The sequence below is a fragment of the Hymenobacter sp. YC55 genome (assembly GCF_029433095.1).
In the GTDB taxonomy this organism is placed as follows: Bacteria; Bacteroidota; Bacteroidia; order Cytophagales; family Hymenobacteraceae; genus Hymenobacter.
Window position 1 is genome coordinate 87,760 of sequence record NZ_JARNTX010000001.1, and the last position, 15,165, is coordinate 102,924.

Annotated in this window: 17 protein-coding genes; 3 read left to right on the plus strand and 14 right to left on the minus strand. The window is 53.6% G+C overall.

Annotated features, from left to right (window positions below):
* Positions 1-5: 5 nt before the first annotated feature.
* The gene (gene nuoK, locus P1X16_RS00370; protein WP_243799860.1) at positions 6-338 is read right to left on the minus strand and encodes an NADH-quinone oxidoreductase subunit NuoK; all 333 of its coding nucleotides are present in this window, start codon (positions 336-338) and stop codon (positions 6-8) included.
* Positions 339-638: 300 nt separating this feature from the next.
* Between nuoK and P1X16_RS00375 the strand changes: the two genes are divergently transcribed.
* Positions 639-1,241, plus strand: coding sequence for a sigma-70 family RNA polymerase sigma factor (locus tag P1X16_RS00375; RefSeq protein ID WP_277225280.1), 603 nt, complete (start codon positions 639-641; stop codon positions 1,239-1,241).
* Between the two features lie 118 nt (positions 1,242-1,359).
* Positions 1,360-1,737 (plus strand): hypothetical protein, encoded by a 378-nt coding sequence (locus tag P1X16_RS00380; RefSeq protein ID WP_277225283.1) that lies wholly within the window; start codon positions 1,360-1,362, stop codon positions 1,735-1,737.
* 45 nt (positions 1,738-1,782) lie between these two features.
* Here the strand turns inward: P1X16_RS00380 and P1X16_RS00385 are convergent, their stop codons facing one another.
* The 12 genes from P1X16_RS00385 to pruA all read right to left on the minus strand — a co-directional run bounded on the left by P1X16_RS00385 (position 1,783) and on the right by pruA (position 12,729).
* The gene (locus tag P1X16_RS00385) at positions 1,783-2,298 is read right to left on the minus strand and encodes a DUF2314 domain-containing protein (RefSeq protein WP_277225286.1); all 516 of its coding nucleotides are present in this window, start codon (positions 2,296-2,298) and stop codon (positions 1,783-1,785) included.
* Positions 2,299-2,325: 27 nt separating this feature from the next.
* Positions 2,326-2,835: an NADH-quinone oxidoreductase subunit J gene (locus P1X16_RS00390; protein ID WP_277225287.1), complete on the minus strand. Its 510-nt coding sequence runs from the start codon at positions 2,833-2,835 to the stop codon at positions 2,326-2,328.
* A gap of 67 nt (positions 2,836-2,902) precedes the next feature.
* On the minus strand, positions 2,903-3,436 hold the full coding sequence (locus P1X16_RS00395) for an NADH-quinone oxidoreductase subunit I (protein ID WP_346771247.1): 534 nt from the start codon (positions 3,434-3,436) through the stop codon (positions 2,903-2,905).
* Between the two features lie 57 nt (positions 3,437-3,493).
* Positions 3,494-4,573: an NADH-quinone oxidoreductase subunit NuoH gene (gene nuoH / locus P1X16_RS00400; RefSeq protein WP_277229421.1), complete on the minus strand. Its 1,080-nt coding sequence runs from the start codon at positions 4,571-4,573 to the stop codon at positions 3,494-3,496.
* 124 nt (positions 4,574-4,697) lie between these two features.
* Positions 4,698-5,699 (minus strand): 2Fe-2S iron-sulfur cluster-binding protein, encoded by a 1,002-nt coding sequence (locus P1X16_RS00405; protein ID WP_277225291.1) that lies wholly within the window; start codon positions 5,697-5,699, stop codon positions 4,698-4,700.
* A gap of 139 nt (positions 5,700-5,838) precedes the next feature.
* The gene (gene nuoF, locus P1X16_RS00410) at positions 5,839-7,179 is read right to left on the minus strand and encodes an NADH-quinone oxidoreductase subunit NuoF (protein ID WP_277225294.1); all 1,341 of its coding nucleotides are present in this window, start codon (positions 7,177-7,179) and stop codon (positions 5,839-5,841) included.
* 26 nt (positions 7,180-7,205) lie between these two features.
* Positions 7,206-7,775 (minus strand): NAD(P)H-dependent oxidoreductase subunit E, encoded by a 570-nt coding sequence (locus P1X16_RS00415; protein ID WP_206983104.1) that lies wholly within the window; start codon positions 7,773-7,775, stop codon positions 7,206-7,208.
* A gap of 24 nt (positions 7,776-7,799) precedes the next feature.
* On the minus strand, positions 7,800-9,068 hold the full coding sequence (locus P1X16_RS00420) for an NADH-quinone oxidoreductase subunit D (protein WP_277225296.1): 1,269 nt from the start codon (positions 9,066-9,068) through the stop codon (positions 7,800-7,802).
* An 18-nt stretch (positions 9,069-9,086) separates the two neighbouring features.
* Positions 9,087-9,653: an NADH-quinone oxidoreductase subunit C gene (locus P1X16_RS00425; protein ID WP_277225298.1), complete on the minus strand. Its 567-nt coding sequence runs from the start codon at positions 9,651-9,653 to the stop codon at positions 9,087-9,089.
* Positions 9,654-9,736: 83 nt separating this feature from the next.
* On the minus strand, positions 9,737-10,291 hold the full coding sequence (locus tag P1X16_RS00430) for an NADH-quinone oxidoreductase subunit B (protein WP_277225300.1): 555 nt from the start codon (positions 10,289-10,291) through the stop codon (positions 9,737-9,739).
* 72 nt (positions 10,292-10,363) lie between these two features.
* Positions 10,364-10,753: an NADH-quinone oxidoreductase subunit A gene (locus P1X16_RS00435; protein ID WP_277225303.1), complete on the minus strand. Its 390-nt coding sequence runs from the start codon at positions 10,751-10,753 to the stop codon at positions 10,364-10,366.
* Positions 10,754-11,058: 305 nt separating this feature from the next.
* Entirely contained in the window at positions 11,059-12,729 is a 1,671-nt protein-coding gene (gene pruA / locus P1X16_RS00440; protein ID WP_277225306.1) for an L-glutamate gamma-semialdehyde dehydrogenase, read from the minus strand.
* A gap of 186 nt (positions 12,730-12,915) precedes the next feature.
* On the opposite strand from pruA, the gene P1X16_RS00445 reads away from it, so the two are divergent.
* Positions 12,916-13,917: a glycoside hydrolase family 43 protein gene (locus P1X16_RS00445; protein ID WP_277225308.1), complete on the plus strand. Its 1,002-nt coding sequence runs from the start codon at positions 12,916-12,918 to the stop codon at positions 13,915-13,917.
* 258 nt (positions 13,918-14,175) lie between these two features.
* Here P1X16_RS00445 and P1X16_RS00450 read toward each other — a convergent pair whose 3' ends face one another.
* On the minus strand, positions 14,176-15,030 hold the full coding sequence (locus P1X16_RS00450; RefSeq protein WP_277225309.1) for a DUF5672 family protein: 855 nt from the start codon (positions 15,028-15,030) through the stop codon (positions 14,176-14,178).
* Between the last annotated feature and the right edge of the window lie 135 nt (positions 15,031-15,165).

Genomic DNA, 15,165 nt, shown 5'->3' on the forward strand with positions numbered 1-15,165 from the left:
TCAACTTAAAACTTCAGTCGATTTAATAGATTGACGTCGGTGTTTTGCAGGTTCCGGTAGATCATGACGATAATGGCCAGCCCGACAGCCACTTCGGCAGCGGCTACGGCCATAATGAAAAACACGAACACCTGCCCGTTCGCATCGGAGCGGTAAGCTGCGAAAGCTGTCAGCAGCACGTTTACAGCGTTGAGCATCAGCTCCACGCACATAAAAATGATAATGGCATTACGCCGGGTAAGTACCCCAAGCACGCCAATGGCGAACAGGGCCGTAGCGAAGAAGACGTAGTACTGAAGAGGAACCGTTTGAATAACCTGCGGTATGTTCTGATCCATGCGGGGCAGTTGACGGCGAAACGAAGCGGCACGCAGAAGCGCAGCCGTAGTGAATTGGCTGGCAAAGGTATCCTGAAAATCGGAAAACGCCACCCTTAAATCAGGTCCTACACCCAGACAGTTGTAGGATTAGCACGCTTTTAATCTGTATTTAAAGGGCAATGGGGTTGTACTTGTTGAGGTAATTGCCAACAGAGCTAGTTGCTGCTAAGGTGAAGCAGGGAAAGGCTGCAACTCTTTCTTTCAAAAAAAGCAGTGACAATGAAGTATTTTCCAGCTTCGTTCGTCTGTGCAAGCAGAATGGAAACGCTACCCCTCACCATGACGCTACCGATGACGGCCGGCCACCAGGACCAGCAGATACAGGAGGCTGTGCGCGCGCAGCGCGGCCGGCTGCTGCAGTTCATCCGTCGCCGCATCCCCGACCCCGCCGAGGCGGAAGACGTATTGCAAGACGTCTTTGCCGAACTCGTAGAAAGCTACCGCGTGCTCAAACCGGTTGAGCAGGCTGCCGCCTGGCTGTTTCGCGTGGCCCGTAACAAAATAACGGACCTCTACCGCCGCAAGAAGACCACTTCCCTCGAAGACGAGCTAACCCGCAACTTCTCGGCCGACGAGGAAAGCTCTCTGCTGCTCGCCGATATTCTGCCCGCCCCCGACGATGCTCCCGAAAACCGGCTGCTTCGCGAGACGCTAATGGAAGCCTTGTCCGACGCGCTGGCAGAATTGCCTGCTGCCCAACGAGAAGTCTTTATCTGGCATGAGTTGGAAGAAAAAACCTTCCGCGAAATGGAAGAGGAAACTGGGGTGCCCCTCAAAACGCTAATTTCCCGTAAGCACTACGCCGTGCAGCACCTGCGTAAGCGGCTGCAAAAACTGTACACCGAACTGTTCACTGATTAGCACATTCTCCTAACACGTTGTCAGCACTTGTAGAAGCATCTCGCATGCCAACGTTCATTATTTGCACACCAGCGAGAAGCTTCCTTCGTCAGTACGACGCTCTTAGAAATACCACCTTATGAATCCCTCTTCTTGGCTGCTCCGCGGCCTTAAATTCGCTGTATTAGCGGTCCTGTTTGTGACCGTTGTTGGCTTCCTTACCATGAGCCTATGGAACTGGCTCGTTCCCGACCTTTTCAATGGTCCTTACATCACCTTTCCCCAAACCTTAGGCTTGCTGCTGTTGTCCCGCATTCTGTTCGGCGGCTTCAATAAAAGCGGGCGGGCAAGTGCTTGGAGCCGGCGCCGCAAAATGATGCGGGAAAAGATGGAATCTCGCATGGCTAACCTCTCCCCCGAAGAACAAGAGAAGTTCCGGCAGAAAATGCGTGCTACCTGTGGCCCCGCTTGGATGCGTCGCTCTGCTCCAGAAGAGCCTCAAAAGGTTTCAGTGTAGTTTGAAAACGAAAGCGGCCCCTGATGCATCAGGGGCCGCTTCTCTTTAATCAAAATTCCATCCTGTTGTTTGATCAAATGCAGCTTGCTCTTTAGATGACATTCTACTGCGAATTACTCGAATAGAATATCCTCCGATTAGCTTTCCGTTTTGTGTGTAATTCCAATCAGTTATAGAGTCTTTGTGTATGGCCACCTTTTGACCTAAAACCACTGCTTTAGTATAATCTGGTTTGTTGTCAACTACTCCATAAATAGTGTCACCATTCACAGATAATTCGCTTAGCCAAATATGTTCCTTAAAACCCTCATCGGTTGGGAATCCCGCTTTGATTCCAAAATTGTAGGCAGTCGTGTCACCACTTGTAAGAGCGGTGAGAAATTGTCCAACAGTTTTGCGGCTGTTTCTCATTGCAATTGTCATTTCAGGATCGTCTGGAACAACGAAAAACATTTGCTTTTCGTTGTTCCAGCCAACCTTTTCATGTGATGAGTCGCAACCACTTAAAAACGAAGCGGCAACTCCGAAAACCATTAACTGGATTCTCAAGAGCTGCCGCATTTTTATTGGCTAATAAGTTCTGAATTTTTAGAAATGCCGTTCTCCTGTTTCGCGTTTGCCTAGCATTACGGCACCTACCATAGCTACCAGTAGCAGGATAGAAGCTAGTTCGAAAGGCAACTTATAGGTGGTAAACAATACCAAGCCGAGCTTGTCAACCATCCCAATCTGCGAGTCGAAAGTGGCACCATTCACAGCAGGGAGTTGAATATCCCGCAGTGCAACAATCATGATGAGGAACAACGAGCCACCCGCAATGGCTGCCGCAATCTTGGCCAACGCAGGCTTGTGCGGTTCCGTGTCAATGTTCAAATTCAGGAACATAATCACGAATAGGAACAGCACCATAATAGCGCCAGCATACACGATGATGTTCACGGCCGCCAAGAACTGCGCATTCAGCAACAAGTAATGTCCTGAGAGCGAAAAGAACGTCAGAATCAGGAACAGCACGCTGTGTATCGGATTCTTGGCGAACACTACGCCTAGTGCGCTTAGCAGTGCTACGAAGGACAGAAAGAGGAAGAGTGGAGACATTTCGGGTGTTTTCTGTTGTCCTGAGCTTACAAATTTTTTGCTGTGGTCAGGGCAACAAAGGTAGTAGTTACGCCGGTTGCTGAGCCATCTTGTTGCGGAGAGCTTCGGCTTGCTCTGGCGTGAGCTGGATGCCGCGCTCCGAACGTTTCGCTGGGTCAACAGGCTCTACGAGGCGGTCTTTGCCGTAGATGAACTCGTCACGCTCAAAGCGTGGGGGAGCCATTTTATCAGCTTGCAGGTACACGGCAGCTTTCGGGCAGGCTTCTTCGCAGAGGCCGCAGAAGATACACCGCAGCATGTTCACTTCGTAGCTAATGGCGTACTTCTCTTCGCGGTACAGGCCTTCTTCGCCTTTTTTTCGCTCGCCCGCCACCATCGTAATGGCCTCGGCGGGGCAGGCTACGGCGCACAGGCCACAAGCGGTGCACCGCTCCCGACCCTGCTCATCGCGCTTAAGCACGTGCAAGCCGCGGAAGATAGGGGAAAAAGGACGCACCTCTTCGGGGTACCGCACGGTAGCCTTCTTCATGAAGAAGTGGCGCATCGTGATGCTCAAACCTTGAAAAATAGCTGGCAAGTAAGCCCGCTCCGCCAAGGTCATCGGCTTCTTTTCTAGTTTCTTGGCTCTATTGGTGAGAGGCTGCATGAGTCAGTTCAGTTACTTAATCACGCCGAACGTGATGAGTCCGCCGGTGATAAGGATGTTGATAACGGCCAGCGGAATCAGAATGGTCCAGCCGAGACGCATCAATTGGTCATAGCGGAAGCGCGGGAGCGTCCAGCGAATCCACATGAAAAAGAAGATAAAGGCGAAGATCTTAGCGAATAGACCCAACGTGCCGAGCGCTGTAATCAGGTTTTGGGCCGAAGCCAGTTCCCAACCCTGGCTGCTAGCCAACCAGTCGCGCAACTCATACTGGAAGGGGAAGTTGAAGCCACCGAAGTATAACACGCTCATCACGGCCGAAACCACGAAGATGTTCACGTACTCTGAGAATAGGTACAAGCCCAATTTCATCGACGAATACTCGGTGTGGTAACCACCTACTAATTCCGTTTCGCACTCAGGCAAGTCAAACGGGGTGCGGTTGGTTTCAGCGAAGGCACACACCAGGAAAATGATGAAGCCAAGAGGCTGCCGCACGATGTTCCACATAGCCCACTCACCGGGCGCTGATTGTTGCAAGGTGATTTCGCGCAACGAAAGCGTACCCGAAATCATCAGCACCGCAATCAGCGAAAGGCCCATAGCTAATTCATAGCTGATGTTCTGTGAAGCGGCCCGAATAGCGCCAAGCAGCGAAAATTTGTTGTTGGAAGCCCAACCGCCAATCATCACGCCATACACGCCCAACGATACCACCCCGAACACCCACAGCATCCCAATGTTTACCTCGATTCCTTGCAGGAAAAAGGCGTTGTTGCCGAAGCTGATGTTGTTGCCGAACGGAATAACCGCTGACGACATCAGGGCGGTGATCATGGCCAGGCAGGGACCGAACACGAACAGCGCCTTGTTAGCGCCGCCGGGGAAAAATTCTTCTTTCGTGAACATCTTCACGGCGTCGGCCAGAGGCTGTGCCAAACCGTAAGGGCCTGCGCGGTCCGGACCAACTCGGTCTTGCAAAAAGGCGGCAATAACACGCTCCGCGTACGTGCAGTACGTTGCAATCAGCAGCGAAACCGCAAATACGACGAAGATGACAATGGATTGCCAACCAAGGGTGGGTAGTTCAATCATTTCAATTTTACGTTAGTCATGCTGAGCTTGCCGAAGCATCTCGAGGGTAGTAAATCTATTGATTAGCATACTAGCGAGATGCTTCGGCAAGCTCAGCATGACGTTTTTTAGTATAAGCCGCTTAGCCTAGTTTCAGTGGAGGATTCTTTTCCAAATCGCGCTGCGTGCTTTCGGGCAAGTCAGCTATTACCGACTGGTTGAGCACGGGTAGCTCGTAGTGATTGGCCGAAATTACCGAAGAACGGTCGATATGCGCCGGTCCTTCGATGGTCCAGTCGGCCGTTTCTTTTTTATCGAAGCGGCACTCGTTGCAAATCCATTCGTTGACCTCGCCGTACTCGTTTTTGCGAGCCGTCACGCGGAGCACGTCTTTGCCTTTATACCAGAGTGTTACATTGCCAGCGCACTTGGGGCAGTCGCGGTGCGCATTTACGGGCTTCGTGAACCACACGCGCTGCTTGAAGCGGAAGGTTTTGTCGGTGAGGGCGCCTACCGGGCATACGTCGATGACGTTGCCAGAGAAGTCGTTGTCGATGATGTTCTCGATGTAAGTGCCAATTTCAGCTGCGTCACCGCGGCCTAGTACACCGTGTACCCGGTCGCCTTTGGCAATCTGGTCGGCGGTGTACACGCAACGGTAGCACAGGATGCACCGCGTCATATGCAGCTGGATTAGCGGCCCAATGTCGATTTTCTCGAACGTGCGGCGCTCTTCCTGATAGCGGGTAGTAGATACACCGTGCTCGAAGGCGAAGTTCTGCAAGTCGCACTCCCCGGCCTGGTCGCACACAGGGCAATCCAGTGGGTGGTTGATGAGCAGCATCTCCACAATACCTTTGCGCACATCAAGTACCTGTTCGGATTTGGTGTTTTCAACCACCATACCGTCTTGTACCGGCGTTACGCACGAAGCCACCAGTTTAGGCATCGGGCGTGGGTCTTTGGTGGAGCCAGCGGCTACACGCACCAAGCAAGCGCGGCATTTGCCGCCCGAGCCCTTCAGCGGCGTGTAGTAGCACATGGCCGGAGGCACAATGCTACCACCGATTTGGCGGGCTGCGTTGAGGATGGTTGTTCCATCTGGAACTTCCACCTCGATGCCGTCGAAAGTTATTTTAGCCATTATTCAGATTTGTCATCCTGAGCATGTCGCGAATCAAGCGAGGTAAAAGCACCTTGTCACACTCGCGCCACATTGTTTATGAAACCTGAGGAATGCAGCGGTGATAGTATGCTTCGTTCCTCAGCATGACAGATAAAACCTATACCAGCACGGACTTGCTTTGGTAGACCGCGCCGGGTTGGGCGGCTTCCTTAGCGTGCGTTACGTGCCACTCGAACTCGTCGCGGAAGTGACGCACGGCGGCGGCCACTGGCCAGGCAGCGGCTTCGCCAAGCGGGCAAATAGTGTTGCCCTCAATTTGCTTGGCCACGCTCACCAGCAGGTCGATGTCTTCCATGTGGCCGTGGCCGTGCTCCAAGCGGTGTAGCACTTTTTCCAACCAGCCCGTACCTTCACGGCAAGGCGAGCATTGCCCACACGACTCATGGTGATAGAAGCGGGAGAAACTCCAGGTGTTGCGCACGATGCAGGTCGTCTCGTCCATGGCAATAAAGCCACCCGAGCCCAGCATGGTACCGGTTACGAAACCACCATCCGAAAGCGACTCATACGTCATGAGACGCTGCTCACCAGCAGCGGTTTTCAGAATCAAGTCCTTCGGCAGAATCGGAACAGACGAGCCGCCCGCTACAACTGCCTTCAGGTCGCGGCCTTTCCAGATGCCACCGCAGTACTCATCAGAATAGATGAATTCTTCAACCGGCAAACCCAACTCGATTTCGTAGATACCTGGCTTGTTGAGGTGGCCGCAAGCCGAGAACAGCTTGGTGCCGGTGCTCCGGCCCACGCCAATCTTGGCGTATTCCTCACCACCATCATTAATGATAGGTACGACAGCAGCAATGGATTCCACGTTGTTTACTACCGTCGGGCGGGCATAGAGGCCCTGCACAGCCGGAAATGGTGGCTTGTTGCGTGGGTTGCCGCGTTTGCCTTCCAAGGATTCCAGCAGGGCAGTTTCTTCACCGCAGATATACGCGCCGCCACCGGGGTGCACGTGCAAATCTAGGTCGTAGCCCGAGCCCAAGATGTTCTTGCCGAGGAAGCCAGCTGCATAGGCTTCTGCAATGGCTTTCTCCAGAATGCGCAGCACGTACAACAATTCGCCACGGATGTAGATGTACGAGGTGTTTGCGCCAAGCGCGTACGAACTCGTAATCATGCCTTCCACCAGCAAGTGCGGCAGTTTCGACATCAGCTGACGGTCTTTGAAAGTACCGGGCTCCGATTCGTCGGCGTTGCAGACGAGGTAACGCGGCACGCCTTCTGGCTTGGCCAGGAAGCTCCACTTCATACCGGTAGGGAAGCCAGCGCCGCCGCGCCCACGTAGGCCCGACTTCTTCACTTCTTCCACCACCTCATCGGGGGTCATCGTCTTCAGCGCCTTCTCCACCGAGCGGTACCCGCCATGTTTGCGGTACACCTCCAAGGTGTCGATGCCTTCAACGTTAATATGTTCGGTCAGCAGTTTGCGTCCCATAGGTTGTAGCGGTTGGCTGAAAGACGTTAATTGTTAGCCAGGGCGTTCGGCAAGCCGGTTTCTTCCCACGGCAAGGCCGGGCGATGCACCTGGTTGCGCAGCTCAGTGAGCATAGCATCTACTGCGGCCGGAGTATCAAGCTGCTCGTAGTACTTCTCCCGAACCTGCACAATGGGGGCAAAGCCGCAAGCAGCCAAGCACTCCACTTCTTTAAGCGTGAAGAGGCCATCGGGAGAAGTAGCACCGTTCACTTTGGCACCGGTGATGCGCTCCAAGTGAGCCGTCAGCTCGTCGGAGCCACGTAGCATGCAGGGACCCGTACGGCAGATTTCCAGCACGTGCTTGCCCACTGGCTTGAGGTTGAACATGGTGTAGAAAGATGACACCTCGTACACCTCAATCGGCTTGATGCCGATAACCTCGGCCACTAAATCCTGCACCTCGGGGCTTACCCACCCGCCAAATTCGGCCTGCGCAATGTGCAATACCGGCAGCAACGCCGACTTGCGGCGCTCCGGTGGGTACTGCTTACAAATGCGCTCAATCTCCGCTTTAGCGGCTTCGGAAAATTGCGGCTTAACGCTCGTCGTCTCCATGTACTTACTTGAAATCAACAAAAACTACGCGTCCAGCTCGCCAGCAATTACGTTCATCGACGACAAGGTCACGATGGCGTCGGAGAGGGTCTGGCCCACTACCATTTCTGTGTAAGCTTGGTAGTAGATAAAGCACGGACGGCGGAAGTGCAGGCGGTAGGGCGTGCGGCCTCCATCAGAAACCAGGTAGAAGCCCAACTCGCCATTGCCACCTTCCACGCTGTGATACACTTCACCAACTGGGGCGTCAATTTCGCCCATGATGATCTTGAAGTGATAAATCAGCGCCTCCATGTTCTTGTACACGGCCTGCTTGGGAGGCAGGTAGAAGTGCGGCGCATCAGCGTGGTATGGGCCTTCGGGCAAGTTCTCTAAGGCCTGCTCGATAATGCGCAAGCTCTGCCAGATTTCCTCGTTGCGCACCATAAACCGGTCGTAGGTGTCGCCCTTGGTGCCTACCGGAATTTCGAAGTCGAAATCCTGGTAACTGGAGTAGGGGTTCATCACCCGCACGTCGTAGTCGACGCCGGCAGCGCGTAGGTTGGGGCCCGTGAAGCCGTAGTTGAGGGCGCGCTCGGCAGAAATACCGCCTACATCCACTACCCGATCCATGAAGATGCGGTTGCGGTTGAACATCTTCTCGAACTCGCGCATCACGGCCGGGAACGACTTCAACCAAGCCCGTAGCTTCTGAATAGCTACCGGCGTAAAGTCGCGCTCCATACCGCCTACGCGGCCCATGTTGGTGGTCAGGCGGGCGCCGCTTACCTCTTCGTAAATCTCATACACTTTCTCCCGCTCGTCCATCAGGTAGAGGAAGCCAGTGAAAGCGCCCGTGTCCACGCCCAAAATGCCATTGCAGATGAGGTGGTCGGTGATGCGGGCCAGTTCCATCAGAATCACGCGCATGTACTGCGCACGCTTCGGAACGGTCACGCCGAGCAGTTTCTCCACTGTCATGTGCCAACCCATGTTGTTGATGGGCGACGAACAGTAGTTCATCCGGTCGGTGAGGGGAGTAATCTGGTAGAACGGCCGACGCTCCGCAATCTTCTCGAAAGCGCGGTGGATATAGCCGATGGTAGGCACCCCCGACACAATCCGCTCCCCGTCCATCTGCAGAATGTTCTGGAAGATGCCGTGGGTAGCAGGGTGGGTAGGCCCTAGGTTGAGCGTGGTTAGCTCTTGGTTGAAATCGTTAACAGTTGGGGCAAGCGGATGAAGATTGGGCCGTTGCTCTTCGGCCTCTTCAACAATCTTGCGGGTGCCTTCCAGCGTGTCGTTTACTGCCATGATATAGGTATCCGGGGCCTAGCGGCCGAAGAATAAGTCGGTTTTGTCTTCACGGGTACCATCCTCTAGCGCGTATTGCTTGCGCATGGGGTGGTAGTCCATGTCTTCCACATTCAGAATGCGGATTAGGTTGGGGTGTCCAACCGCAATAATGCCGAAGAAGTCGAAGGCCTCGCGCTCCATCCAGTTGGCGGTGGAGTAGAGGTCGGTCATAGTGGGCACGTGCGGGTCGCCGATAGGGAAGAAGATCTTCAACCGCAGGCGGATATTGTGCACCAAGCTGTGCAGCATGTACACCATGCCTAGTTCCTGGTCTTTGCGTTCCGGCCAATGCATGCCACACATGGTAGTCAAGAAGTTGAGCTGCAACTCCTGGTCTTGCTGTAGGCCGGCAATGATGTCGTGAATTCGCTCCCGCGCGGTCGTGACGGTCAGGAAGCCGTAGGGCTCTTCCACATCAGTGAAAGCGTCTTGTCCAAACAAACGATACAGAAGGTCAAGCAACTGCTTGTTCTTCTGCGCAGCCGGATCAAGTTCGGCAGCGGTTTCCTGAGCGTCGGGTGATTCTACGGTTGGGTCAGCCATTTAGCGGTAGAAGTGAGCACAGAAAGGCGAGGGTAAGCAAAGGATTGCAAGCGTCTCGCCTTTCTATGCGCAATGTCTGTGGTCTATTTGATGTTGTAAGAAGCCAGGAGGGCTTGATATTCAGGCGAGTTGCGGCGGCGGATAGATTCGTTCTTAGCCAAGTCCTGCACACGCATCAAGCCGTCGAGCACTTGCTCGGGGCGGGGTGGGCAACCGGGCACGTACACGTCAACCGGAATGATCCGGTCGATGCCTTGCAGCACTGAGTAGGTATCGAAGATACCACCTGAGGAAGCGCAAGCACCCATAGCCAGTACCCACCGGGGCTCGGCCATCTGCTCGTACACCTGCTTCACGATGGGCGCCATTTTCTTGGCAATCGTACCCATCACCATCAGCAGGTCAGCCTGCCGGGGGGAGAAGCTTGGACGCTCCGAACCGAAGCGTGAAATGTCGTAGCGGGCACCCATAGTGGCCATGAACTCGATGCCGCAGCATGAGGTAGCAAAGGGCAGGGGCCAGAGCGAGTTGGCGCGGGCAATACCCACTACTTTCTCCAGCGACGTAGCGAAAAAGCCGGCTCCTTCGAGACCATCCGGCGCATCCGTCATTTTGATTTCAGGAACTCTATTATCCATGAGTGAAAGTCAGATTAAAGGAGCATAAACCTCTCTTTGCCAACACCAGCCAGCCAATAAAGGTTTGCTTGCTTACGCCTCGTTCCAGCGTAAAATACCTTTTTTGATGACGTAGCCGAAGCCCGCCAATAGCAGTGCCAGGAACACCACCATTTCAATGAAGCCGTCGGAACCCAAGGCCCGGAAGTTCACCGCCCAAGGATACATGAAGATGACCTCCACATCGAAGAGTACAAACAGGATGGCTGTAAGGAAGTACTTCACCGAAATCGGGGTGCGGGCATTGCCCACCGATTCGATACCGCACTCAAACGCTTCATCCTTCACCACGCTCTTGCGGCGCGGACCTAACAGGTGAGACGTAATCATGGCAAAGGCCACGAAAGCAACCGCTAGCCCAAACTGCACGATGATGGGCAGAAAGTCCTGCGGCTGATAATTGGTAGTTACAGCGAGAAGCATAGACATCAACGGGAAAAGGCCGTTCGAGAACGGCGTTGAAGGGCAAAGGTAACGCGAAAAGCGGGCGGAACAAAGGTGAAATCAGGCAGCAACGGAAAGGATGCTTTCTACAGTGAAACCTAGTCAGTTTGCTATAGAACAAGTTCGGGCCTGAACATGCCGTTAACTAGTCGGTGAATACCTGACGCCAGCAAACCAATAGAGGTTCAATTAGAAGCACCGCCGCCAGTTTTTGGAGAAATGACATAAAGAAAAAAGCCGCTTCAGGAATCTGAAGCGGCTTTCTCTACCTATCAACTCACAACTTAGAATCCGCCTTGACCCGTGACGTTCAGGTTTTCGCCAGTTTCCACACCCATGAAAGGATAGCGGTAATCAACGGGTGGCACGAAGGTTTCTTTGATAGCGCGCGGCGACACCCAACGCAGCAGGTTCAGGATAGAGCCAGCTTTGTCGTTGGTGCCGGAAGCGCGGGCGCCACCGAAGGGCTGTTGGCCAACTACTGCGCCGGTTGGCTTGTCGTTGATGTAGAAGTTGCCGGCTGCATTCACAAGGCGCTTCGACGCTAGGTCGATGGCATAGCGGTCTTGCGAGAAGACGGCGCCGGTCAGGGCATACGGTGAAGTGCCATCCACCAGGTCCAGTGTCTTCTCGAAGTCTTGCGAGTCGTAGACGTAGAGCGTGAGGACGGGGCCAAATAGCTCTTCGCACATGGTCACGTACTGCGGGTTTTTGGTCACGATGATTGTGGGCTCGATAAAGTAGCCTTTCGACTTATCGTAGTTGCCGCCGGCAATAATGTCGAGGCTTTCGTCTTGCTTGGCGGCATCAATGTAACGAGCTAGCTTATCGAAGGACGCTTCGCTAATAACGGCATTGATGAAGTTTGAGAAGTCTTCGACGTCGCCCATTTTGAAGGACTTCAAATCTTCCTGCAGGTAGCCTTTCACCTCATCCCACATATTGCTCGGGATGTAGGCCCGGCTGGCGGCCGAACATTTCTGCCCCTGAAACTCGAAAGCGCCGCGGGTAATGGCAGTGGCTACTTGGCGCGGATGAGCCGAGTGGTGAGCCAAGATGAAGTCTTTGCCGCCCGTTTCACCCACGATGCGCGGGTAGGTCTTGTAAGTACTGATGTTCTGGCCGATGGTTTTCCAGATTTGCTGGAACACACCCGTCGAGCCCGTGAAGTGAATGCCGGCGAAATCGGGGTGAGAGAAGATAACGTCGCCAGCTACGGGGCCGTCCACATAAATTAGGTTGATAACGCCATCGGGCACGCCCGCTTCTTTGAACAGCTCCATCAGTACCTGCGCCGAATAGATTTGCGTGTACGCAGGCTTCCATACCACCACGTTGCCCATCATAGCCACCGAAGTAGGCAGGTTGCCGGCAATAGACGTGAAGTTGAAAGGGGTGAGGGCGAATACAAACCCTTCCAGCGGCCGGTGCTCCAGGCGGTTCCACATGCCCGGCGCCGAAGCGGGTTGCTGCTTGTAAATCTCCTGCATGTAATGCACGTTGAAGCGGAAAAAGTCGATCAGCTCGCAAGCCGCGTCAATTTCTGCCTGGTAGGCATTCTTGCTTTGCCCTAACATGGTAGCCGCGTTGATGCGGGCCCGGTAAGGACCTGCCAACAATTCAGCCGCTTTCAAGAAAATAGAAGCCCGATGCTCCCACGGCATCTCTGCCCAATTGGCGCGGGCAGCTAGAGCAGCGTCAATGGCTTGCGTCACGTGCGAGGCGTCGCCTTCATGAAACTGACCGAGCAGATGCTGGTGGTCGTGAGGCGGGTTGATGTCTTTGGTGTTGCCAGTGCGGACTTCCTGTCCACCAATGTACATGGGTATGTCGCGCTGCACCTGTTTGAGCTCCTTTATGGCTTTGAGTAGCTCTAGGCGCTCCGGCGAGTTGGGCGCGTACCCTTTAACGGGTTCATTGACGGGCGCGGGGACGTTGAAAAAGGCGTTCGACATGGGTGGTGTTGCTAGTTGCTGATTTGTGGTTTCTGACAAGGAGGGGGCAGCAAAGGTAGCCACCTAGCAGAAATGATACGCGCAGCAAGCTATGATGTGTATTTCAACCTGTGCTTATCGTTTGTCTCAACCTTAGGCAATACACTATCCGTACTCTTCAGCATACCTGACACCACAATAGCCAGTATGCCCACAGCCACTTATACCAATCCTATTTGGGACGACGATTTTCCAGACCCTACCATCATTCGTGCTTCCGACGGCTGGTACTACGCCTATGGTACCCAAACTAAGCGCCAAGGGGCCATCATCAACATGCAAGTAGCCCGCTCCGCTGATTTGGTGTTGTGGGAGTATCTAAATGATGCATTGCCGGTAAAGCCCGCATGGGCCAGCACCACTCAAAAACTTTGGGCCCCGCATGTAAGCGAGCATGAAGGCCGCTACTACCTATACTACTCTGCTCTGCCCGATGCCGATGAGGGCCTTTGCTTAGCCGTAGCTACCGCCGATTCGCCGGCTGGTCCCTTCACCGACATTGGCCACCCGCTGCATTGTGGTCTTAGCTTCCTCAACATCGACCCCATGGCCTTAGACGACCCGGCAACCGGTAAGCGGCTGCTGTATTGGGGCTCCGGCTTCGGGCCGTTGATGGTGCGTGAGCTAGCGGAAGACCGAATTTCTTTTGCTGCCAACAGTGAAACGCATATCCTGATACAGCCAGCCGGTGCCGGCGACCCCAAACGCTATGACCAATTGATAGAGGGGAGTTGGGTGGTATTGCGCGACGGGTGGTACTACCTCTTTTACTCCGGCAACAACTGCTGCGGCGACGATGCCCATTATGGGGTGCTAGTAGCTCGCTCCCGCGCTGCCACCGGGCCCTTCGAGACTCTAGCCGAAGCTCTCGATGATCCTTACGCTATGCTACTCGAAGGCAACGAACATTGGCACGCCCCAGGGCACAACTGTGTCGTAACGGACGATGCCGGGCAGGACTGGCTGGCTTACCACGCTATTGATCCCCGGCAGCCCAAGTTCGATGCAATTGATGCAGACCAAGGATATTCTCGCCGAATCATGCTGCTGGACCGCCTAGAGTATGTGGATGGCTGGCCTCGATTAGTAAGTGGTGGTACTCCCTCTTTCGAGCCGCAAGTAGCTCCTGTTGCTGGTAATAGGGCGTAGTGGAGCGGTAACTCAGCTATTGTTTTGGCTAACAAGAAGCAGTGAGAGCAATACGTATTGTCGTGTATACATGATTATGGCATAGCAGACAGTATATATAGCGCTGTCTGCTATGCCATAATCATGTATACACGGCTAAGAATAGATGCTGTGCGTATCGCTGTGGGTAAAGTTAATCTGATAGGTACTTAGAAATTTATACTAGTTGCTGTCTAATATCCTCTCAATCTTAGCAAGCCGGTTTCCTATAAAAGTCACTTATAGCACATGGCCGTAGCGACGGATGCAAGGCTTCCAGAACTCAGGGTTGTACTGAATCCAGGCGTGCACGCCGAAGGGCAGGGTGCTGTTGTCTTGGTTAGAAAACGGCAGCTTGTCTTCTTCCCAGTTGTTGTAGTCGGCCCCGAAGTGCTCGGCTACTTCGTTGGAAGGAATGCTGAAATTAGCCTCGAGCTTAGGGAAGTGCATCGAGACGAACAAGTCGTCGAGGAAGATGCGGTTACGCTTCTTGTTGAGCCAGAGGAAAAAATCGATGTAGCGTTTGTGCTCGGAGGTGATGCGGTAGAACGTACTCGTTTTCTTCAGGCAGAAGCCACCAGCCCCCACATAACTTGGGCAATTATAGCCGATAATGCCCCGCAGAAACGTTTTAGGTCGGATATAACCTTCATTGTAAATAACGGCCCCGATATAATCGTGGTCGAGGGCACACCATTCCTCGAGCTCGTCGCGGAAGACGAAGGCATCGAGGTGGTAAAGCAACATATACTCGTAAGCTAGGAAACGCTGGTAGAATACTGGGGCAACCATCAGTTCAGCGAAAGCCTGCCAGCCGCGCCACTCGAATCGCTCAAAAAACACTTGTGCTTTGCCCTCGCAGTAGGCCTCGTACCAGCTTGTGTTGAGCCAGGTAGGGGCCATGAACGTGATATGATACTGCGATAACACAGACAACGCCTGCGCCAGTGAAATCTTTTCTAGTTCCGACGGCTCTTCCTTATGGATAGGAATAACAATGGTTACAAGAGATTTTTCTACAGGTGAGGAGATAATAGCACTGCGTTTCTTCCGAACGCGGGCAGTGGATTCGCCCGCTAAAAGGGATGATACCATGGCAACAGGTGTAGAAGTAGGAAAGTGTGGTATTAGGAAGTTCGTGTTGGTAGTAGGAAGCAAACAGTGCTAATACGTAGATAAGAGCTATTATGTAACACGGTTTAATTTTTATTAAAAATAGAAGATAATTTG